The organism is Roseibacillus ishigakijimensis, assembly GCF_016595415.1.
In the GTDB taxonomy this organism is placed as follows: Bacteria; Verrucomicrobiota; Verrucomicrobiia; order Verrucomicrobiales; family Akkermansiaceae; genus Roseibacillus; species Roseibacillus ishigakijimensis.
Genome location: NZ_JAENIO010000006.1, coordinates 87,159 through 106,361 on the forward strand (window position 1 = coordinate 87,159; position 19,203 = coordinate 106,361).

The 19,203-nt window shown below is 59.1% G+C and carries 18 protein-coding genes; 5 read left to right on the forward strand and 13 right to left on the reverse strand.

Annotation, left to right across the window (positions count from 1 at the left end; genetic code table 11):
* Positions 1–24 precede the first annotated feature (24 nt).
* Both JIN78_RS04010 and ahcY read left to right on the forward strand, forming a co-directional pair.
* Complete coding sequence (locus JIN78_RS04010) at positions 25–384, forward strand: four helix bundle protein (protein ID WP_200390649.1); 360 nt, start codon at positions 25–27, stop codon at positions 382–384.
* 86 nt (positions 385–470) lie between these two features.
* Positions 471–1,877, forward strand: coding sequence for an adenosylhomocysteinase (gene ahcY / locus JIN78_RS04015; RefSeq protein ID WP_200390650.1), 1,407 nt, complete (start codon positions 471–473; stop codon positions 1,875–1,877).
* A 388-nt stretch (positions 1,878–2,265) separates the two neighbouring features.
* Here ahcY and JIN78_RS04020 read toward each other — a convergent pair whose 3' ends face one another.
* The 9 genes from JIN78_RS04020 to JIN78_RS04060 all read right to left on the reverse strand — a co-directional run bounded on the left by JIN78_RS04020 (position 2,266) and on the right by JIN78_RS04060 (position 10,840).
* Positions 2,266–2,505 carry a hypothetical protein gene (locus JIN78_RS04020; RefSeq protein ID WP_200390651.1) on the reverse strand — a complete coding sequence of 80 codons (240 nt, stop codon included), beginning with the start codon at positions 2,503–2,505 and terminating at the stop codon, positions 2,266–2,268.
* Between the two features lie 117 nt (positions 2,506–2,622).
* Positions 2,623–3,390 (reverse strand): SDR family oxidoreductase, encoded by a 768-nt coding sequence (locus JIN78_RS04025; protein ID WP_200390652.1) that lies wholly within the window; start codon positions 3,388–3,390, stop codon positions 2,623–2,625.
* A 180-nt stretch (positions 3,391–3,570) separates the two neighbouring features.
* Complete coding sequence (locus JIN78_RS04030) at positions 3,571–4,257, reverse strand: beta/alpha barrel domain-containing protein (protein WP_200390653.1); 687 nt, start codon at positions 4,255–4,257, stop codon at positions 3,571–3,573.
* A 344-nt stretch (positions 4,258–4,601) separates the two neighbouring features.
* The gene (lsrF, locus tag JIN78_RS04035) at positions 4,602–5,477 is read right to left on the reverse strand and encodes a 3-hydroxy-5-phosphonooxypentane-2,4-dione thiolase (RefSeq protein ID WP_200390654.1); all 876 of its coding nucleotides are present in this window, start codon (positions 5,475–5,477) and stop codon (positions 4,602–4,604) included.
* A 41-nt stretch (positions 5,478–5,518) separates the two neighbouring features.
* Positions 5,519–6,736 carry a Tm-1-like ATP-binding domain-containing protein gene (locus JIN78_RS04040; RefSeq protein ID WP_200390655.1) on the reverse strand — a complete coding sequence of 406 codons (1,218 nt, stop codon included), beginning with the start codon at positions 6,734–6,736 and terminating at the stop codon, positions 5,519–5,521.
* Positions 6,737–6,741: 5 nt separating this feature from the next.
* Entirely contained in the window at positions 6,742–7,602 is an 861-nt protein-coding gene (locus JIN78_RS04045) for a phosphoenolpyruvate hydrolase family protein (protein ID WP_200390656.1), read from the reverse strand.
* 86 nt (positions 7,603–7,688) lie between these two features.
* Positions 7,689–8,420 carry an AraC family transcriptional regulator gene (locus JIN78_RS04050; protein ID WP_200390657.1) on the reverse strand — a complete coding sequence of 244 codons (732 nt, stop codon included), beginning with the start codon at positions 8,418–8,420 and terminating at the stop codon, positions 7,689–7,691.
* Between the two features lie 130 nt (positions 8,421–8,550).
* Positions 8,551–9,231: a PEP-CTERM sorting domain-containing protein gene (locus JIN78_RS04055; protein WP_200390658.1), complete on the reverse strand. Its 681-nt coding sequence runs from the start codon at positions 9,229–9,231 to the stop codon at positions 8,551–8,553.
* Between the two features lie 151 nt (positions 9,232–9,382).
* A complete protein-coding gene (locus JIN78_RS04060; RefSeq protein ID WP_200390659.1) occupies positions 9,383–10,840 on the reverse strand; it encodes a sulfatase family protein in 1,458 nt (485 codons plus the stop codon).
* Positions 10,841–10,990: 150 nt separating this feature from the next.
* Between JIN78_RS04060 and JIN78_RS04065 the strand changes: the two genes are divergently transcribed.
* From JIN78_RS04065 to JIN78_RS04075, 3 genes are all read left to right on the forward strand, one after another.
* Positions 10,991–12,496, forward strand: coding sequence for a family 43 glycosylhydrolase (locus JIN78_RS04065; RefSeq protein WP_200390660.1), 1,506 nt, complete (start codon positions 10,991–10,993; stop codon positions 12,494–12,496).
* A 118-nt stretch (positions 12,497–12,614) separates the two neighbouring features.
* The gene (locus tag JIN78_RS04070; protein ID WP_200390661.1) at positions 12,615–13,589 is read left to right on the forward strand and encodes a right-handed parallel beta-helix repeat-containing protein; all 975 of its coding nucleotides are present in this window, start codon (positions 12,615–12,617) and stop codon (positions 13,587–13,589) included.
* 13 nt (positions 13,590–13,602) lie between these two features.
* Entirely contained in the window at positions 13,603–15,000 is a 1,398-nt protein-coding gene (locus tag JIN78_RS04075) for a hypothetical protein (protein WP_200390662.1), read from the forward strand.
* 16 nt (positions 15,001–15,016) lie between these two features.
* Here the strand turns inward: JIN78_RS04075 and thiE are convergent, their stop codons facing one another.
* From thiE to JIN78_RS04095, 4 genes are all read right to left on the reverse strand, one after another.
* The gene (thiE, locus tag JIN78_RS04080) at positions 15,017–15,649 is read right to left on the reverse strand and encodes a thiamine phosphate synthase (protein ID WP_200390663.1); all 633 of its coding nucleotides are present in this window, start codon (positions 15,647–15,649) and stop codon (positions 15,017–15,019) included.
* A gap of 3 nt (positions 15,650–15,652) precedes the next feature.
* Complete coding sequence (gene accC, locus JIN78_RS04085; protein WP_200390664.1) at positions 15,653–17,002, reverse strand: acetyl-CoA carboxylase biotin carboxylase subunit; 1,350 nt, start codon at positions 17,000–17,002, stop codon at positions 15,653–15,655.
* Positions 17,003–17,020: 18 nt separating this feature from the next.
* Positions 17,021–17,452 (reverse strand): acetyl-CoA carboxylase biotin carboxyl carrier protein, encoded by a 432-nt coding sequence (accB, locus tag JIN78_RS04090; protein ID WP_234037780.1) that lies wholly within the window; start codon positions 17,450–17,452, stop codon positions 17,021–17,023.
* 127 nt (positions 17,453–17,579) lie between these two features.
* Entirely contained in the window at positions 17,580–19,172 is a 1,593-nt protein-coding gene (locus tag JIN78_RS04095; RefSeq protein ID WP_200390666.1) for a DUF5722 domain-containing protein, read from the reverse strand.
* Positions 19,173–19,203 lie beyond the last annotated feature (31 nt).

Here is a 19,203-nt window from a genome sequence, read left to right on the forward strand (position 1 = left end):
AAGACGCAAGACCCAAGAATTCCGATGTCGAGCCACCATCATTTCGAAGAGCTTGAGGTTTGGAAGCGAGCTTGCCGTCTTTCCGTGGAAGTCTTGTCCCTGATAGAACCGCTGAAGCTTTACGCGCTTCGGGACCAGATGGCTCGCTCGGCAATTTCGATTCCCTCGAACATTGCCGAAGGGGCTGAACGGGAAACGAACAAAGAGTTTCGGCGTTTTCTCAACATCGCCAAAGGCTCCGCCGGAGAGCTTCGCACCCAACTCTTCATAGGAGTCCGGGCGGGATACTTCGCCGCCGACCCGACGAAAATAATGATCAACGAAACCAAGGAAATCAGCTCCATGCTGCAGGGCCTGGCCCGCTCCTTGGACGTGAAACCCTAACATTCAACCGGAAGTCTTGAATCTTGCTTCTTGAAGTCTTGCGTCTTCTCTCTGCAACGTCCTTGACTCCCAAATAATCTAAAAAAATGAGTAACGACTACAAAGTAGCAGATATCAGCCTGGCCGATTTTGGCCGCAAGGAAATTGACATTGCCGAGCACGAGATGCCCGGCCTCATGGCCACCCGCGCCAAGTATGGACCCGAGAAGCCCCTCGCCGGAGTGCGCATCATGGGCTCTCTCCACATGACCATTCAGACCGCCGTCCTCATCGAGACTCTGACCGAGCTCGGGGCCGAGGTCCGCTGGGTCTCTTGCAACATCTTCTCCACCCAAGACCACGCCGCCGCCGCCATTGCTGCTTCCGGCGTGCCTGTCTTTGCCTGGAAGGGCGAGACTTTGGAAGAATACTGGTGGTGCACCTGGCAGGCCCTGCAGTTCCCCAACGGCAAGGGCCCCCAGCTCATCGTGGACGATGGGGGCGATGCCACTCTTCTTCTCCACAAGGGCTATGAAATGGAGAATGGTTCCGACTGGGTCAATACCCCCAGCGGCAGCAAGGAGGAGCAAGTCATCAAGGATCTGCTCAAGCAGATTGGCAGCGAGCGCCCCGGCGTTTTCGCGGAGATGATTGCTGAGATGAAGGGAGTTTCCGAGGAGACCACCACCGGCGTGCACCGTCTCTACAAGATGCACGAGGAAGGCAAACTGCTCTTCCCCGCCATCAACGTGAACGACTCCGTCACCAAGTCCAAGTTCGACAACCTCTACGGTTGCCGCGAGTCCCTGGTGGACGGCATCAAGCGCGCCACCGATGTGATGATTTCCGGTAAGGTGGCCGTGGTCTGCGGCTACGGTGATGTGGGCAAAGGCTGTGCGCAGGCTCTGCGCGGTCAGGGCGCGCAAGTGGTCGTCACCGAGGTGGACCCCATCTGTGCCCTGCAGGCGGCGATGGAAGGCTTCCGCGTGCTCACCGTCGAGGACACTCTTGGCTGGGGGGATATCTATGTCACCACGACTGGCAACTTCGACATCATCCGCCTCGAGCATATGGAGAAGATGAAGGACCAGGCCATCGTCTGTAACATCGGGCACTTCGATAACGAAATCCAGATCGAGAAACTGGATGCCGCTGAGAATGTCACCAAGCTGAACATCAAGCCTCAGGTCGATAAATACACCTTCCCGACCGGCAACAGCATTTACATGTTAGCGGAAGGTCGTCTCGTCAATCTGGGTTGCGCCACGGGTCACCCCAGCTTCGTGATGTCCAATAGCTTCACCAACCAGACCCTGGCGCAGATTGAGCTGTGGAACACCAAAGACAGCCGCGAGATTGGGGTGGAAGTTCTTCCCAAGCAGCTCGATGAGGAAGTGGCTCGCCTCCACCTTGAGAAGATTGGCTGCAAGCTCACCAAGCTTACCCAAGAGCAGGCTGATTACATCAGCGTGCCGGTGGAAGGTCCCTACAAGACCGATCACTACCGCTACTAAGAGTGCCGTAATCGCCGAGAGCGACCTAGTTTTTTCCAAAGCCTTCCGTGTCGTGCGGGAGGCTTTTTTCTTTAGAAAGCAGAGAGCAGTAGGGTAAAGCCAATCATGACAAAGGGAGCAAAGAGGATTTGCAAAAAGTAAAAGCTAAGGGCCAGTCGCAAGCAGCGGGTGAACTTGCGAGCTTCCCCTTGGCCTTCTGTCCGGGTAAGTTGAAGATAGGCAGCTGCATATCCGGCGAGAAGAGTTAGGGGAAGGCAACTGATGCAGAAGATAATGGCAAGGCTTTGCCAGAGTGGTGGTGTTGAGGGGGAGGAGCTTGCTGAGATTATGATGATTCCGAGCAAGAGAAGCGTGCCGGGTAGGAACCAGCAGAGAAATATGAGAAAATCTATTGCTCTGTGGTGCTGAATGTTTGCCATTGTTTGAGAGCGAGGAAGAAAATGAGGTTGAGAGTGGCAACCGATCCGCTGAGTAAGAGCAGGAAAATGATTGGTTTGAAATATTGAGACTGAAATGGAGTTTGGGGGTTGTGGAGGACAAAATTCCATTCTCCCAGCATCGAAATTGCGGTGTAGAAAGAGCCGCCGATGAGAGTGCCGTTGAGAAAGAGAAGCGCTTTTCGGATCATAGCTTTTCAGAATACTAGTGCTCTCTATCAATGAGAGGCAACCACGAAAAAAGCCGCGCTTTGGGGGGCGCGGCTGGGGTGGTTTTGGGGAAAGGAAAGGGAGGGGAGGAGGAGGGGTTAGATCACCCGGTCATTGCCGCCGTCGATAGGAATCTGGGCACCAGTGGTGGCGTAGAAGACTGGGCCTGCCACTTGGCTGACCATGGCCGCGACTCCGGGAGAGGTGATTTCGGCCCGGAGAAGGTTCTTGGTTTTGTATTCCTCGACGGTCATGCCGTAGCGTTCAGCGGATTTTTTGAGGGCTTCTTCGGTCCAGATTTCGGTATCGAAGACGGCATCGGGGTGGAGGACATTCACGCGCACGCCGAAGGGAGCGAGCTCCAGAGCGGCCACGCGGGCGAGCTGGGTGACTCCGGCTTTGGTGACCGAGTAGGCCGAGGCGCCCGGGCCGGGTGCGGCAAAGTTGCGTGAGCCGATGATGATGATGGAGGGTTGCTTGGTGCTCTCCTTGAGGGCGGGGATGGAGTATTTGAGGAAGCGCTGGGTGGCGGTGAGGTTGATCTTGAGGTGAAGGTCCCAGGAGTCTTCCGGGGCATCAATGTATTCCCCGGATTTGAAGATGCCGGCGTTGGCCACGATGAGGTCGAGCCCGCCGTGATCGGCGATGACTTTGTCGACGGCAGCTTTGAGGGCGGCATCATCGGAGATGTCGCACACGGCACCGGAGAGTCCGGGTTGATTGAGGTTGTCGACGACGGCGGGGTTGATGTCGAGGCCGACGACGGTGGCTCCATCGGCGTGGAGACGTTCGGCAGTGGCACGGCCGATGCCGCCGGCTGCTCCGGTGACGATGGCGACTTTTCCTTCGTGAATGAGTTCAGACATGATGATGTTTACGGGAGTTGGTTTCTTTGCGGGAGGGGATCTTTGGACAGAATTGACAGAATGATTGCTGACGAATGCTCTGTGTGAGTTTGTGGGACAGGATGATGCAGGATTGTGGTTCTGCAGGGGTTCTGACGGGCTTTGGTTTTTGAGTTTTTGGTCGTTCGGTTTTTCCTTTTTCTAGGCTTGTGCGCTTGCGATTTCTCCCTTCATGAAGGTGATGTTGGCAGCGGGATCGACGCCATCGAAGACGGCGGAACCGGTGGCGATGAAGTCGGAGCCCATTTTGGCCACTTCGCCGACGTTGTCTTTCTTGATGGCTCCGTCGATGGTGATGAGGAGCTCGGGCTTCCATTCGCGCAGCTGCTTCACCTTGGCAGGCAGGGTGTCGAAGAAGGTTTCTTTTCCGGTCTCGGGCCCGATGGCGAGGAGGATGACGAAATCGATATCGGCGAGATGGGGCTGGATGAGGGCGAGATCGGTGTCGGGATTGAGCGAGACCCCACGGAGAATCTGGTCGCCGCCGTCGGTGATGAGCTGCAGGCAGTGGGCGATGTCTTTGCTGTATTCGATGGAAAAGGAGATGAGGTCAGCGCCTGCCTGGGTGAAGAGGGGGATGTGGACCTCGGGTTCGGCGACGAGTAGATGGACATCCTTGAGGAGGGCGGAGCCGAGTTGGCTGAGGAACTCCGGGCCGACGGTGGCTTTGGGCCAGACCTGCCCATCCATGATGTCGATGTGGAGAAGAGGAATCTGATGATCGCGCAGAATCTGCACCGCTTCGAGCTGGTCGTCGGTGGTGAGGGTGCCGATGGTGAGTTGCGGGTGGTTGGCGCGGAGGTGATCGATGGTGGCTTGGCGGGACATGGTTGGACTTGGGACAGAATGAACTGAATTTATCTTTGACGAATGCTTGGGGAAAATTTTTGGAACGTGGGTTCGGGGAGGGTGTTTGGGATAGGATTGTTATTTTGGGGCCGGGAGAGCTTGTTGAAAGGGGATGGAGGCTGGGGGAGCAGGGGGTATTGATTTCTGAGTTTTTGGAGTTTAGGTTTTTTCTCCAGGGTGAGATATTGGTTTTAGAGTTTTTGAAATTTCGGATTTTCCGACTCAGGGCGGACTTTACCACCAGGCGAGGAGCGAATGGCTTGGGGGTGAAAAGAAAAGCCCCCGCACCGGGTCGGGATGCGGGGACTTGGGAGAAAGAGAAGTTAGGCGTTTTTGCCGTCTTCGAAGATTTTGATCGCTTCCTCGGGCTTGAGGTCCTCGTGGACCACGGCTTGCACGGCCTTCATCATGGCGAGGGGAGCCTCGGACTGGAAGACGTTGCGTCCCATGTCTACTCCGGCGGCGCCGCACTGGATGGCTTTGTAGCACAGCTCGAGAGCTTCCAGTTCAGGCAGCTTCTTGCCACCGGCGATCACGACCGGCACGGGGCAGGCGGCGACCACTTTTTCGAAGCCTTCGGTGTAATAAGTCTTCACGATGGAAGCTCCGTTTTCGGCGCAGACGCGGGAGGCGAGGCCGAAGTAGCGGGCATCGCGAGCCATGTCTTTGCCGACGGCAGTCACGCCCATCACGGGGATGGAGTAGGTGTTGCCGATGTCGACCAGTGCGCTGAGGTTGGCGATGGTGGAGGCTTCGGTGGCGGCGTCGCCCACGGCCACCATGGCGGCCATGGCGGAAGCGTTCATGGAGATGGCTTCTTCTTCGGAGATGAGCACATTGTGGTTCATCTCGGTCAGGATGGTGGTGCCGGTGTCGGTGCGCAGGCAGATGGGCTTCTGATTGTCGGCGGGGATACAGGTGCGGATCATGCCGCGCGTGCCCATCAAGCAATCAGCGTGGTCGGCGAGGGCAGCGATGTTGATATCGATGCGTTCCAAGCCGGAGGTGGGCCCCATGAGGAAGCCGTGGTCGAAGGCCAGCATCACGGTGCGGCCGGATTTCTTGTTGAAGATGCGCGCCATGCGGTTCTTCACGCCCCAGTCCGCTCCGTCCATGCCTTTCAGGTAGAAATTCTTGGTGGATGCGGGGGTGTTGAGGCCGAAGTTGTCGCCGTCGCGGATGTCGTCTAGGTCTGCCATAGTATTAGTCAGTTAGGATTTTGAGAGAGTGTCTCGGTTGGTTATTTTTCGATCAAATTGATGAGCGTCTTGACCGCGTATTCCACGAATTCGGGATCCTGCGCGGTGTAGTCAAGTGCTTCCGTCTGGATGGTGTCGGGGAGATACTTTTGCAAGGACTCCCAGTAGGCGGCATCCAGTTCGGGATTTTCCAGCTCTCCCCCGGCGGCGGAGTAGCTGCTCACGCCTTTGAGGGGCATGAGGAAGACGGTGTCCTTTTTGGAATGTTGGAGCTTTTCGCCGATGTTTTTGGCTACTTTGTCCTGCTCCTCGGCATTGAGGCGGGGGACGAAAACGTAGGGGGAATGCCAGGTGATTTGGTGGTCCTCGTAGCCCGCTGGCACCTTGTTGGGCTGGTTGACCAGGATGCCAAGGTGCTCGGAGCCGCCGGGCACGATGACTTGGGGGAGCCCCAGGTCCCCGGCTACAGTGAGGCGGTCGGGACCACCGCCACGAAGCACGCCGTAAGTGCCGTCGGCGATCTCGCCCAAGGCATAGTCAAAGACCGCCGTGATGATGCCTTCGCGCATCATTTGCTCCATGGCGTCACCCCCGGCGCCGATGGCGTGGAAGGTGATGACCTCGTAGCCGGCCGCTTCGAAGAGCTTGATGGCATGCATCGCGCCCTTGGTGAGCACACCGAGATTGGACATGCCAATCACGCCCTTGGCGGTCGATTGGGTGATGCATTGTTCGCTCTGCGCCATGCCCCAAGCGGCGGCAGCGGCGTTGGCAAGGATTTTGCGCGAGAACACGTTGAGTCCGAGAATGTCGGAGACGGCGAACATCATGGTGATATCCTTGATGCCGACGAAGGGGGAGGTGTCGCCCGCGGCAGCCGTGGAGAGCATGACCTTGGGGAAGCCATAAGGCAGTGATTGTAGAATGGGGCCGCAGGTGGAGGTGCCTTGGGTGCCGCCGAGAGCGACTGCACCGTCGATTTTTCCTTCGCTCTGCAGCTCGCCCAGAATCTTGGTGGCCCCGGCGACGACGAAGGGGTTGCACTTCTCGCGGGAAGGCTTGTCGAGCAGCTCCGCTAGGCTCGAGCCCCCGGCCGCGATGATGTCTTCTTTGACGTAATCGGCCTGAATGCCGGCCTCGCCCACGACTCCTAGGTCGAGGATGAGGGCTTTACCGCCCAAGGACTCGATCTCCTGGCGCATGAAGTCGGCTTCATCCGCCTTGGTGTCGAGGGTGGCCAGGATTGCGATGGTTTTCATGGCGATTATTTTGAAAAGCGGAGGTTGGCGAATTCTTCAGCGGCCGCAGTGACGGCCCGTTCGATCGGGAGGCGTTCGGTGGAAGAGCCCGTCCAGAAGCCGTGGCCGCTGGTGTGGTCGAGCATGTATTGCGCGTCCGGGGGATTTTCCATCGCCGCGCCGTGGGCCACGAGGATGACGTCGGGATGAATCTCGCGGCACTTCTGGTAAACGCGCTCGGTTTCGGCGGCGGTTTCCTCGATGGTCTTGCCAGAGTCGTAGCCCTTGAGACCGCCTTTGGTGGTTCCCGCGTGGTAGCAGAAGATGTGGGGCTTGGCTTCCTCCACGATGCGGTAGGAGTCTTCTTCCGTGAAGGCGAGACCGATGGAGACCATGTTCATCTCTTCCTTGGCCACGCGCAGAAGCTCGATTTCGTTGTCCAGGGTGATTCCGGCGGAGGTCATCACCTTGTAGATTTCGGAGTCGTGGTCGACGTAGGAGATGGAGGGGCCGATGTTGGAGACCGCTTGCACACCCATATCGAGGCACTCTTGCAGCACCATGCGCATGTCCTTCAGGGGGTCGTTGGCGTTGAGGCAAGCGCAGACGAAGGCGTCGCCATTGAGAGCGGGCATAATATCCTCGCGGGTGTAGTCGAGGGTCTGCTTGTTGGAGTCGAGGATGGGCCACATCATCGACATGGTGCCCATGCCGTTGGCGCGGAGACGGGCGCCGGAGAAGGTGTTGATGCAATCGGTGCCCGCTTTCTCCTGCAGTTTGGCCACAAGGCCGGAACCGGCGGAGGAGATCATGATTGGCACGCGATCTGCGACTTTTTTCTGCAGCCGCTCGAGAATGGTTTCGGTGGTAAGACGTTTGGTGAACATAAGGGTTTCGACTGCCCTCTGTTTTAGCCTACCGGAATGGAGGTGTCATGAAAAAATCGGGATAGGTTTTGAATGAAATCGTCAAATCACATTTGGTAGCGGGCGCGATAGGCGGAGGGAGGCTCCTTCATGATGCGGGTGAATTCGCGGGAAAAGTGGCTTTGGTCAGCGAAGCCGCAACGGTATGAGATGTCGGCGAAAGTCAGGGTGGAGCGGGCGATGAGATGGCAAGCCTCTTGCACGCGCAGGTGGCGGAGATACTCCTTGGGGGTCATGTTGAAGCAGGTCTTGAACTTTCGGAGGAAAGTGCTCGGCGAACAGTGGGTGGCCTTGGCGAGTTCGGCCATCCCGATGTTGTCGCGGTAGCCCTCGTGGAGGAGCTTGAGAGCTGGTCCCAGCTCTTCATTTTTGCGCAAGGTGGCGGTGCCTTGCTCGAAGGGCCGGGTCACCCCCACGATGCCGCAGATCGCGCCCTCTTGATCGTAGAGAGGTTTCTTGGTCGTTGTGGCCCAATCAACAAAGCCCGTTCCGCGCGGGACCAGTTCCACCCGGTTGATGACCGATTCACCGGTTTCCAGCACCCGCAGATCATCTTCGCGGATGAAGGTGAGAAGGTGTTCCGGGTAGTAGGGATCGTCGGTTTGCCCGAGGACGTCGTCTTCCTGCTCGGCATTGAAGATTTCGCACAAGCGCCGGTTGTAGGCCACGTAGCGCAGATGGCGATCTTTGATGAAGTAGACAAAACCAGGCAGGTCGTCGAAGAGTTCGGCGACGTAATTTCCGATTTCGTGCTTTTGAAAGAATCGGTCATCTCGCATGGGAAAAAACTAGCCCGGGAGGGACCGTTCTTCGAGCGATTTTGCGACGGGGGCTGTCGAAACAAAAAAAATCACAGGCTGGTCGGAGCCTGTGATGCTTGGTCGAAGGGAAGGAAACGGAAGCGGAGCGTCAAGCCCGATTGCGGCGAGTGGTCAGGGCGAGGCCACCGAGCGCGAGGAGGAGGGCGGAGGAAGGCTCGGGAATTTGGCTAATGACGATGGCGTTGACTTGGCCGTCCGGTCGGTCGCTTCCGTTGTTGCGCAGATGGGTGGTGAAGCTTTCGCTCCCTCCATTGGCCGTGAAGGTGCCCACGGCGAGGAGAGTCTCGCCCCAGTTGCCACTGCTCCCGACCGCATGATCGGTCAAATTGTTGTCGATATAAATTTCGCGGCCGGATTGGCCACTGCGTCCGTCCATGACGATGAGCTGCACCTTGTATTGCTGGCCATCGACGAGGGTCACGTTCAGGTCTTGTCCCGCCCCAATGGTGATGGTGCGGGAGGTGTCGCTATTGCCTCCGAAGGTGCCGGTCGCCGAGAGAGGGGAGTCCTCCAAGTCGTGGAAGCCGGTGAATACACCTCCATACGAGAAGGTTCCGGCCGCAAAGTTGATGCCATCAAAGGTGAGGGCGTCTCCTCCGAAGTTCTCGGCATAGAGCACGTTCGAGCTATCGAGAAAGCCGGTGCCGAGGGTGTCGTTGGTGGTTCCGTTGCTGGTATTGCTGATGTAACCGAAGTTCCAGCTGATCGCCGCAGAGGCAGTCGTTGCCATGGCTGCGACGAGGGTCAGGGTGAGGGCTTCTTGTTTCATGAATTTGTTTGGAGTGGGTTGATTCAGGCCAGGGAAAAAGGCGAACTCTTTCCCGGTGAACCTTAATCCTCCTTTTTAGGAGCCAAGGCTAGGAGCGGAGAGGTTTCCCTGTTGACTTTTTTTCATCGCCTGAAGGGAAGGGTTGTGGGCCCTACTTGCGTTTGCCTCCCCCTGTTCCGAAGTAGGGAAAGTCATCGAAGCCGGTGAAGTGGGGATTCTTCGCTCGCGGATCGTCTGCAGCCTCGAGCCGCTCTTGGAGCCGCTGGCGGAGTTTCTCCAAGGTGTCCCGGTGTTCAGAGGAAGCGGCGAGGTTGTTCACTTGATCGGGGTCGCTGCGCAGGTCGTAGAGTTCTTCCGCAGGTCGCTTGGCAAAGCAGAGCTCGTAGGCGCGGCGGTGGGCTTCATCTTTCTCGCGATTCTCGATGATCGCATTCTTGCTGGGGCCGCTGTCACAATCGGCATACCACTGGCCCGGGAGGAGCACTTTATCGGCATCACCCGTGCCCATGGGCCAACGGTCGGGCTCGTAGTTTTTGAGGTAGAGAAAGTCCTCGGTGCGGAGTCCCCGGGAGGGATAGCCTGCAGTGCTGGGCTTTTCCTGCGCGGGCACATGCCGCTCGCGGCCAAAGATGATGTCGGGCCGTCCCTCGGCATCGAGGCGACCCGATTCCCGGGCCAAGAGCAGGGGGGCGAAGCTGCGGCCAGAGAGTTCCTCGGGAAGGGCGGTGCCCGTCAGTTCAAGGAGGGTGGGAGCGATGTCGACAAAGGAGATAAAGTCCGCAATTTCGTGTCCGGAGCGCACTTTCTCTCCCCAGCGCACTGCGAAGGGCACGCGCACCCCCGAGTCGTAGAGATTCCCTTTTCCGCGGGGAAAAGGCATCCCGTGGTCGCCGGTCATGATCACAATGGTATCCTCAAGGAGCCCTCTCTCCTCCAGTTGCGCCAAGGCTTGGCCCACCAGCGTGTCCCAGCGTTGCACCTCGAAGTAATAATCGGCGACATCATTGCGAATGGTTGCGGTATCGGGAAAGTGGTCGAAGAGGTGCACCTTTTCGGGGTCGATGCCCGCTGCTTGGCCGGAACCTTTTTTGTAACCACGGTGGGGATCAGAGCTGGCGAGCCAGAAGCAGAAGGGTTGATCGGCGGGGTCGTTTGCTTGCAGGAACTCACCAAAGGTTGCGTAGGTGGGGCCGGCCGGGTCTTCGCCATGGACTGCTTGCCAGGACTTGATCCGCCCGGGGCCCCAGGTCTTGGGAGGATTCTGCCCGATGGCATAGCCCGCGTCGGCCAGGAGGTGAATAAAGCTCTCATGCTCGGCAGGAAGCGTGGACCAGAGGTTGGCTCCGGGGCCCAGTCGCCAGTGATACTTGCCCGTAATCACGCCATTGCGGCTGGGGGTGCAGGAGGGGCTGCAGGTGTAGAAATGATGAAAAAGCGCTCCTTCGCGGGCAAGGCGGTCAAAAGTTGGCGTGGCCACCCCTTCGTCGCCGTAGGCTCCGGCATGGGGCCACCCCCAATCATCGGCCATGCAGAAGAGAATATGCGGGCGGTCCTCGCCCGCAAGAAAAGGGGCGAGAAGCAAGAGGACGGGGAAGAGCAATTGTCGCATCAGGAGACATACGCAGAGCGGTTGGCGGGTTTTCAGAAGAAGACGGGGAACCTCAGTCCTTCGGGAGATGAGGATTTGGGGCAAGAAGTGGTTGGTTCCGAGTAGATGAATGGGAGCGCCAAGCGGTCCATCTTAGGGCATTGTTTGGCGATGATGAGTCGACTGATGACCGGAGTGATAGCGATGGGGCTGTGCCTGGGGGCCGTAGCCAAGGGGCAGGAGTGGACGGCCTTGGGGGGGGCGTGGGAGCAGAAGGAGACGCACTGGACGCTCAGGGGCGAGAATGGCCCTAAAGCGGTCTGGAGTGAAAAAGTCTCCACTGACTTTCAGCTCGATGTCTCGCTGCGATGCGAAGAGGACGGGGGGCAGGCCGGAGTGCTCTTCCGGGCGGGGGACTTTGCCGAAGGTCTTGACGCCTTTCGGGGCTACTATGTCGGGATTGTGGCGGGCACAAATACCCTGGTCTGGGGTGCGGTGGACCCCGTATGGAGGGCGATTGCCACCCGCCCGCTGCCCGTCAGGGTGGGGCATTGGTATCATCTCCGCATTCGCGCGGCGGGTGAACAGTTCCAGATTTATCTCGAGCCGGACGCGGTCGATGAAACAAGCTGGCCCCGCTTCGACGGGGTGGATGCGGCCTTGGCGCAGGGGAGTGTGGCGCTGCGGGCGCTCGATGGCCCGGCTTCGTTTCGCGATTTTCAAGTGGGACCTTGGGAGGCCCCGTCCATGCACGCGAGCTACACCAATCCGGTGCAGGGAGGAGCTGCGGATCCGGTGGTGCTTTTTCATGAAGGGACCTACTATGCCTACACGACTTATACCATCGATTATCCTCGCATGGTGCGGGGAATCCGCCTCTACACTTCCACGGATCTCGTTCATTGGAAGGATGAGGGCTTTGCGCTCAAGAATGAGGACAGCTGGGGCCATTCCCGCTTCTGGGCTCCCGATATTGTGGAGAAAGACGGTCTCTTTTATCTCTATTATGCCGCCGACGAGCGGATGTGCGTCGCAACGGCGGAGACCCCGCGAGGTCCCTTCCGGCAGGAAAAGCAGGAACCCATGGAGCCTGCCAGCATTCGCATCGACGGACACATTTTCGAGGATGAGGACGGGCAACGTTATTTCTACTACGTGACCTTCGATGAAGGGAACCAGATTTGGGGTGGAAAACTCAACGATGATCTACGAACTGTCGATGCGGAGAGTTTGCGTCTCATGGTCAAGCCCGATCAAGCTTGGGAACGCCATCAATGGCCTGTCACCGAGGGAGCGGAGGTCTTGAAGCACAAGGGGACCTATTACCTCACCTATTCCGGAAGTCATTTCGAGAATCCGGAGTATGCCGTGGGCTACGCCACCTCGGACAGTCCCTTGGGACCGTGGAAAAAGTATGAGTTCAATCCGGTCATGAAGTCCACGGCCTACGCTCACGGCACCGCTCATCACTGCTTCACCCGATCGCCAGATGGAGAAGGCCTTTTCATCATCTATCATCGCCATCATTCCTCGCAAGCCACCGAGCCCCGGCAATTATCGGTGGATCGGGTGCGCTTTGTGCCCCATCCCGAGGGGGGACCGGATATTTTGCAAATTCACGGCCCCACCAGCTCCCCGCAGCCCATGCCTCTGGAGAATGATAGGAAAATTAGATAGAAATATTTTTATATTATTGACGTAATCTTTGTTTACGTCTAGATGCGATTACGAGATTGCTGTTTTATTTATCTGATTCAGTGGCTTTTTTTGACTTGGAATTTCACTCGAAACACAAATGAAGGGGACATTTTTTGGCGTTGTTGGAGGAGTATTTTTCGCGGGGTGCTTGTGCGCGGAGACATACTATGTGAATAATAATACGGGGGTTCCGGCAGATTTCCGGAGCTTTCAAGAGGCGCACGATGCCGCTTCTGCCGGGGATACGATTATTCTCGCTCCTTCTGCTGAAAGGTACGGTGCCATCACGCTGACGAAGCAATTGATCGTGCGGGGCTATGGCTTCGGCGATGCGCAGGGGGCGGAATTGGCCGAGAATTCGCTCATCACGCAGTTTTCTACGGTCAAGGTTGGTAGTGAGCTTGATGATCATTCCGCTAGTGGCAGTGTCTTGGAGGGGCTTTATGCGACCCATATTTACACGTATTCTGACAATTGCCTGGTTTCACGATGTCGCTCGGAGAGTGTCTCCTTGAATGGTGATAATTGTTCGGTACAACAATCCTATTTTTTCGACCTCAGCCTGCGTAGAGAAACGCATGGGGTTGTCAGCAATTCTTTTATCAATAGCTCTTTAAGCGTCCCGGGCGACTCTTCGCTTTTCCTTTCGCAATGCACTCTTTATCGGTCAGGCTCTGACTTCGATTTTAATGCCGCTCTTCACGAGAATGATGGCGATGTCTTTGTGAAAAACAGCATCGTGGGTTCGTTCCGGGGAGCCGGTTCGGTGACCGCTGAATATTGCGTGATCTTAGACGAAGAAAATTTTCCCTTTGGGAGTCATTCGATGCTCGGCGAGGCGGACGCGGTCTTTCTCAGTGAGGGCTCCTGGGCTTTCAAATACCAGACCAAAGAGGGCTCGGTGGCTAAGACGGCCTCTTCCTCGGGAGGGGAAGTGGGAATGTTCGGGGGGAATTTCCCCTATGTGTTACGAGCGGTGCCGTCCATGCCCTTGATCAATTCCTTGGAACTGATCTCAGCCGATGCCACCACAGGGATCACCTTCGAGGTGAAGGCAGAAGGACGGGACTGAAAGAAAGCGGGTGATGAGGACAAACGTGCGATGCTTGGCCTACCTCGCGTTGGCGGGGCTCTCCTCGGGGGAGGTTCTCCAACGGGGTGAGTGGTTCGTGAACGAGGACCCTGGAGAAGGTCTTGGGGAGGAAATTGAGCTGAGCCCGGAGAGTGAGGAGATCGCCACCTCGATCACCCTCTCTCCTTCATTCTTGGCTGGTCTCAGCGACGGAACCCACCTTTTCGGGGTTCGTTTTCAGGATGAAGAGGGTGACTGGGGGCAAACGAGCTATCGGATGTTCCGCACGCCTGCGCCGGGCGCCTCCCTGCAGGGCGGAGAGTGGTTTGTGAATGAGGATCCCGGCCGAGGCGCGGGCACCTCCTTGACCGCTTCAAGCGAAGGCCAGGCGGTCACCTTGACTCCCGCATTGCTCGAAAATCTCAATGATGGGGTGCATCTCTTCGGCGTTCGCTTTCAGGATGAGGATGGTGATTGGGGTCACCCCACTTTTCATTCGTTCCGCACTCCTGCTCCGAGTTCGATCTTGTCCGAGGGCGAGTGGTTCCTCGATCACGATCCGGGCTTGGGGGAAGGGCGGGAGATTGCCTTGGAGGAGGGAGTGAGCAGACATGAGAGCACTCTGGCGATCACGGGGGAAGACTGGGAGGCGCTGGCCCCCGGAGTGCATGTTTTTGCCCTTCGTTATCGGGATTCGGTGGGGCAGTGGAGCCAGGTGAGCTCGCATCTCTTTGGCAAGATCGCTTCTGCGGTCAACTTGGCGCGCTTGGAATGGCGCTTGTTTCGCGGTGGAGAGCTTCTTTCCAACGGGGAAGTTTCTTCGCAGGGGAATCCTACCGAGCTGAGCACCCTGGTGCGGCTGTTGCCCGACTCGCTGCAGCCCGCAGACGACCTTCTGCTGGAGATTCGTGCAGTCGGAGACAATGGCGCGGTGGGCCAGCGGGCTTATCTCGAAATTGAGGTGCTCGCCTACGAGGAGGTCTTCGCCCATCGTTATTTCACGGTGGAGGAGCAGGGGAATCCCGACCTATCGGGGCCCGGGGCGGATCCCGATCAAGACGGGCGGTCCAATCTCTACGAAATGGCCCTAGGGACGGATCCTCGGGTGGCCGATGTCTCCAAAGGGCAGTTGCAGTTGCAGGGAGGGCAAGGAGCGGGCTTGTCGCTTCAGTTCTCGACTCCGACCGCGCTGACGGTGGATTTGCAGGCCAACGAGCTTCGCTTGCCGGGGACGGGGGTCCGCTATCGTCTCTTCGTCAGTGACAATTTAGAAAACTGGGAGTTGCTGCCATTGTCCGCTGAGGTTGTCTCCCAGCTTGAAGGCGAGGAGGGGGCGACCGCAGTGCCCCTGGTCCCGAAATCGGAGGGCCCGGCTTTCCTCCGGCTGGAAGTGGTCGAGGAAACCGAGTGAACGGCTGCGCTGCTTTTCAAGAAAGCCCCTGCTGAATCTCCCGGGCGGCGGCGGGGATGTCGTCGGCGAGGAGAAGGTCAGAGACCACCACCACGCGTCGGGCTCCGGCGGCGCGCACTTCGGCGAGGTTGTCGCGCTTGATGCCTCCGATGCAGAAGACCGGGATGTGGGAGCCGACTTCGGCGAGTACTCCGGCGATGTTTTCGAGGCCGATGCCGGGGCGACCCTGCTTGGTGGGGGTGGGAAAGAGGGGGCCAAAGCCGATGTAGTCCGCTCCTTCCGCCAAGGCGGCCCGTGCCTGCTCGGGCGAGTGGGTGGAGCGCCCCACGATCTTGTCCCCGGCAAGTTGCGCGCGGGCGGCGGAGAGAGGGCCGTCGTCTTGACCCAGATGAACGCCATCGGCATCGACTTCGACCGCCAGGTCGATGAAGTCGTTGATGATAAAGGGGACACCTGTTTGACGGCAGAGCGGAAGGAGTTCCCGGGCCCAAGCGCGGATCTCGCTTTGGTCCCGTCCTTTGGCGCGCAATTGGATGAGGCCGGCCCCTCCCGCGAGGAGGGCCCGGGTCACTTCAGGCAGGCGTTCTTCGGCCGTGTAGCCCAGGTCCACGATGCCGTAGAGGGAGCTCTCCCGCCAATGACTTGCCATGGCTTAGAGGCCCTTTTCCTTCAGGTATTCACCCACCCAGCCAATGTCGTAGGTGCCCTTGATGAAGTCGGGGTGGTCGATGATTTCCTGCTGGAAAGGAATGGTGGTCTTGATGCCGGAGATCATGAATTCGCCCAGCGCGCGCTTCATGCGGGCGATGGCCACGGTGCGGGTTGCGCCGGTGACGATGAGCTTAGCAATCATGGAGTCGTAGTGCGGCGGGACGGTGTAGCCGGAGTAGACGTGGGTGTCCACGCGCACGCCTTTGCCACCCGGGGCATACCAGAGGTCGATGGTGCCGGGGCTGGGGCGGAAGCCGTTGTAGGGGTCCTCCGCGTTGATGCGGCACTCGATGGAGTGGCCGCGGGGCTCGGCGTTGCGCACGTGGTCGGAGAGGGTCTGTCCGGCCGCGATGCGGATCTGCTCCTTGATGAGCTCACAGCCCATCACTTCCTCGGTCACGGGATGCTCCACCTGGATGCGGGTGTTCATCTCCATGAAGTAGAAATTCTCCTCCTCGTCGACGAGATACTCGATGGTGCCGGCGTTCTCGTAGCCGATGGCGGAGATGAGGTCCACGGAGGCCTTGCCCATGCGCTCGCGCAGGGCGGGGGTGAGCAAGGGGCTGGGGCATTCCTCGATGATCTTCTGGTTGCGGCGTTGCATGGAGCAATCGCGCTCGCCGAGGTGCATGTAGTTGCCGTGGCTGTCGCCAAAGACCTGGAACTCGACGTGGTGGGGCTTGAGGACGAGCTTTTCCAAGTAGCAGGCGCCATTGCCGAAACAGGCTACGGCCTCGTTGCTGGCGGCCTGGAACTGGCTGATGAAGTCCTTTTCCTCAAAGACCGGGCGCATGCCGCGTCCGCCTCCCCCGGCGGTGGCCTTGACCATCACGGGGAAGCCGATCTTCTTGGCCTCCTCGAGGCCTTCTTCCGCGCTGGCGAGCAAGCCGGTGCCGGGTGTCACCGGCACGCCGTTGGCCAGGGCGGTATTCCGCGCGGTGTCCTTGTCGCCCATCTTGCGGATGACCTCGGCGGAAGGGCCGATGAACTTGACGTTGCTGCTGGCGCAAATTTCCGCAAAGCGGGGGTTCTCCGAGAGAAACCCGTAGCCGGGGTGGATGGCATCAGCTTCGGTGATTTCTGCTGCTGCCAGGATGCGGTCGGGCTTCAGGTAGCTGTCTTTGGAGGCGGCACTGCCAATGCAGACCGCCTCATCGGCGAGCTGCACGTGCATGGAGTCCACATCCGCCTCGGAGTAGACGGCGACGGAAGAAACGCCCAGCTCGCGGCAGGCCCGAATGACTCGCAGGGCGATTTCCCCGCGGTTGGCAACGAGAACTTTCGAAAACATGATGAGAAACGGGGGCGATTACTGAATGCGGAAAAGGGCGTCGCCGAACTGCACCGGACTGGCGTCCGAGACGCAAACAGCCGTGATGGTGCCGGCTTTTTCGGCCTTGATTTCGTTCATCACCTTCATCGCTTCGATGATGCAGAGGGTCTGTCCTTCGCTGACGGTGCTGCCCACCTCGACAAAAGCCGGGGAGTCGGGAGAGGGCTTGGAGTAGAAGGTGCCCACCATGGGGGAAGTGATTTCATCCCCACTGGCTGCCGGGGGGGCGGCTTCCGTCGGAGGGTTGACCGGCGTGGCCGGGGCTGCCGCTGGGGCGGCGGCCGGTGCGGCAGCTACGGGCATACTGCCCAAGGCGGCGCGGATGGCCTCCGCGTCCAAGCCTTTTTTCATCTTGAGATTCACCCCTTCTTCTTCGAGGTGGAAATAGCTCAGCCCATGTTCGTTCATGAGCTCGACAATGTTACGAATTTCTTTCAGGTCCACAGCGTCCTCCCGGGTTTGGTTGAGTGGGGCAGAATAATGGCCCTCGCCCTCGGGTCAAGCTCCGGGAGAGACTGTGGGGCAGAAAGGGTTGTCAGGGCAGAATTTCCGCAAAGGGGGCGCAGGCCCGGGCTTCGTGTTCGCTGCCGAGCGCGCGGTAGAGATGCCAGACTGGTTTTTTTCCCAAGGGCTCCCGGTCATCATCGGGAAAGCGGCGCAAGCCGAGACGGAGCCCGCCCTCCCGGCGGTGGTCGAACCAGCGATGGTTGTGCCAGCTCGTGATGGTTTCCAAATCTTGGATGCTCTTCCAAGCGAAGGCCGTTCCTGCGGCTTGATCGTGGAGGGAGGCTGGGGAGTAGTCGGGCGAGTTGCAGCCGTTTTCGGAGAGATGAACGGGGCGGTAGCGGCCCTCAGCATCGCGCATGGCGGGGGTCTTCATCCATCGGTCCAGCACGGCGATGTTTTTGGGAGTGATCTTGGCGCTGTTGAAATCGTCTCCCACCGGATCTTCCCAAGTGCGGGGATTGCGCAAGTTGGCAGGATAGGGGTGAAAGGCCAGAGCCCAGGGGAAATCGCCTTCTGCCGCCGTCCATTTTTGCAGCTCCAGAAGGAGGGCCCGCGAGCCATACCCGCGGGGATGCCCGGGCTGGGCCCAGTGATGGGTGAGGGAGATGAAGGGGCGGGCAGGGGGATTCTGGCTCCGCGTGACTAGGTTCACGAGCCGGAGCGAGCGATGATAGAGCTCAAAGAACTCCGGCAGCGCCTTGTGACCGCAGTTGGTCCATTCGTGGCCGAAGTCGACTTCGTTGTGAACGATGTAGTGGTGAATGCGGCCGAACCGGCCATCGGGGCGGGAGTAGCGGGTGGCGAGGAGGTGGAGGGCGGCACCGTAGTGGGCGACGGCAGAGGGGTCGTTCATATTCGGCATGGCATAATGGGCCCCGGGCTCGCAATCGGGGTGGCCCAGGAGCCGGGTCAAGGAGTCTGCGCCTTCGCGCGAGGGTGGAGGGAGGAGGAGAATGGCATCGACCACGATCTCGCGCTCATAGGCAGCGCGCAGGGCACGGTCGTGCTGGGCCAGCACATCGAGGCGGGCGTGATAGGTTTGGCCCTGCCAGGTAAAGGGCTCGGTGTGGGGGCCGGATTTCGGGGCGAGAAGGTTGTGGAGGAGGATGTTCCAAGTCAGACTGGCAATGCCGAGTTCATCGAGGTCGGAGGCGGGGCCAACTACCGGTATCCATCCCCCGAGACCCTTTTTGCTCCGGGGTTTCAGGTCGGGGAGTTCCGGGTTCTGGCTGGGAAAGACGTCCGCATAGCGGGCGCTTGAGAGGGGCTGCCAGCTTTGGCCATCTTTCCATTGGCCCAACTGCCAGCGGGTGAGGAGTCGGTCAGGGCCCGCAGAACCCTGCGGATACCGGGGTATGGTCATGTGCCGGGAAGGGAGGGGATGCGAGGCCAAGGGCGCTTCTCCCTTGGCGGGATTCTGGTGGAAGGCGAAGGCCCCTAACTCGACCTCCGTCAGCCCAGGGGGGAGGTCGAAGCGGAGGGTGATGGTCTCGGCGGCGACTTCGACTCGAGTGATGCGGGCGGGGTAGTCTTTGGCCAAATAGGCGGAGATCGGGCCTGCCAGCGCGGGAAGGGCGAGGAGAACAAGGAGCGGAAAAAGGAGAAAGCGAGGCGCAGGCATAGCGGGTCTCTACGCCTCTGCGAAGGATGGG

Coding starts and splice junctions, on each gene's coding strand:
- JIN78_RS04010 (WP_200390649.1), top strand. CDS start 25: ATGTCGAGCCACCATCATTTCGAAGAGCTTGAGGTTTGGAAGCGAGCT.
- ahcY (WP_200390650.1), top strand. CDS start 471: ATGAGTAACGACTACAAAGTAGCAGATATCAGCCTGGCCGATTTTGGC.
- JIN78_RS04020 (WP_200390651.1), bottom strand. CDS start 2,505: ATGATCCGAAAAGCGCTTCTCTTTCTCAACGGCACTCTCATCGGCGGC.
- JIN78_RS04025 (WP_200390652.1), bottom strand. CDS start 3,390: ATGTCTGAACTCATTCACGAAGGAAAAGTCGCCATCGTCACCGGAGCA.
- JIN78_RS04030 (WP_200390653.1), bottom strand. CDS start 4,257: ATGTCCCGCCAAGCCACCATCGATCACCTCCGCGCCAACCACCCGCAA.
- lsrF (WP_200390654.1), bottom strand. CDS start 5,477: ATGGCAGACCTAGACGACATCCGCGACGGCGACAACTTCGGCCTCAAC.
- JIN78_RS04040 (WP_200390655.1), bottom strand. CDS start 6,736: ATGAAAACCATCGCAATCCTGGCCACCCTCGACACCAAGGCGGATGAA.
- JIN78_RS04045 (WP_200390656.1), bottom strand. CDS start 7,602: ATGTTCACCAAACGTCTTACCACCGAAACCATTCTCGAGCGGCTGCAG.
- JIN78_RS04050 (WP_200390657.1), bottom strand. CDS start 8,420: ATGCGAGATGACCGATTCTTTCAAAAGCACGAAATCGGAAATTACGTC.
- JIN78_RS04055 (WP_200390658.1), bottom strand. CDS start 9,231: ATGAAACAAGAAGCCCTCACCCTGACCCTCGTCGCAGCCATGGCAACG.
- JIN78_RS04060 (WP_200390659.1), bottom strand. CDS start 10,840: ATGCGACAATTGCTCTTCCCCGTCCTCTTGCTTCTCGCCCCTTTTCTT.
- JIN78_RS04065 (WP_200390660.1), top strand. CDS start 10,991: ATGATGAGTCGACTGATGACCGGAGTGATAGCGATGGGGCTGTGCCTG.
- JIN78_RS04070 (WP_200390661.1), top strand. CDS start 12,615: ATGAAGGGGACATTTTTTGGCGTTGTTGGAGGAGTATTTTTCGCGGGG.
- JIN78_RS04075 (WP_200390662.1), top strand. CDS start 13,603: ATGAGGACAAACGTGCGATGCTTGGCCTACCTCGCGTTGGCGGGGCTC.
- thiE (WP_200390663.1), bottom strand. CDS start 15,649: ATGGCAAGTCATTGGCGGGAGAGCTCCCTCTACGGCATCGTGGACCTG.
- accC (WP_200390664.1), bottom strand. CDS start 17,002: ATGTTTTCGAAAGTTCTCGTTGCCAACCGCGGGGAAATCGCCCTGCGA.
- accB (WP_234037780.1), bottom strand. CDS start 17,452: ATGAACGAACATGGGCTGAGCTATTTCCACCTCGAAGAAGAAGGGGTG.
- JIN78_RS04095 (WP_200390666.1), bottom strand. CDS start 19,172: ATGCCTGCGCCTCGCTTTCTCCTTTTTCCGCTCCTTGTTCTCCTCGCC.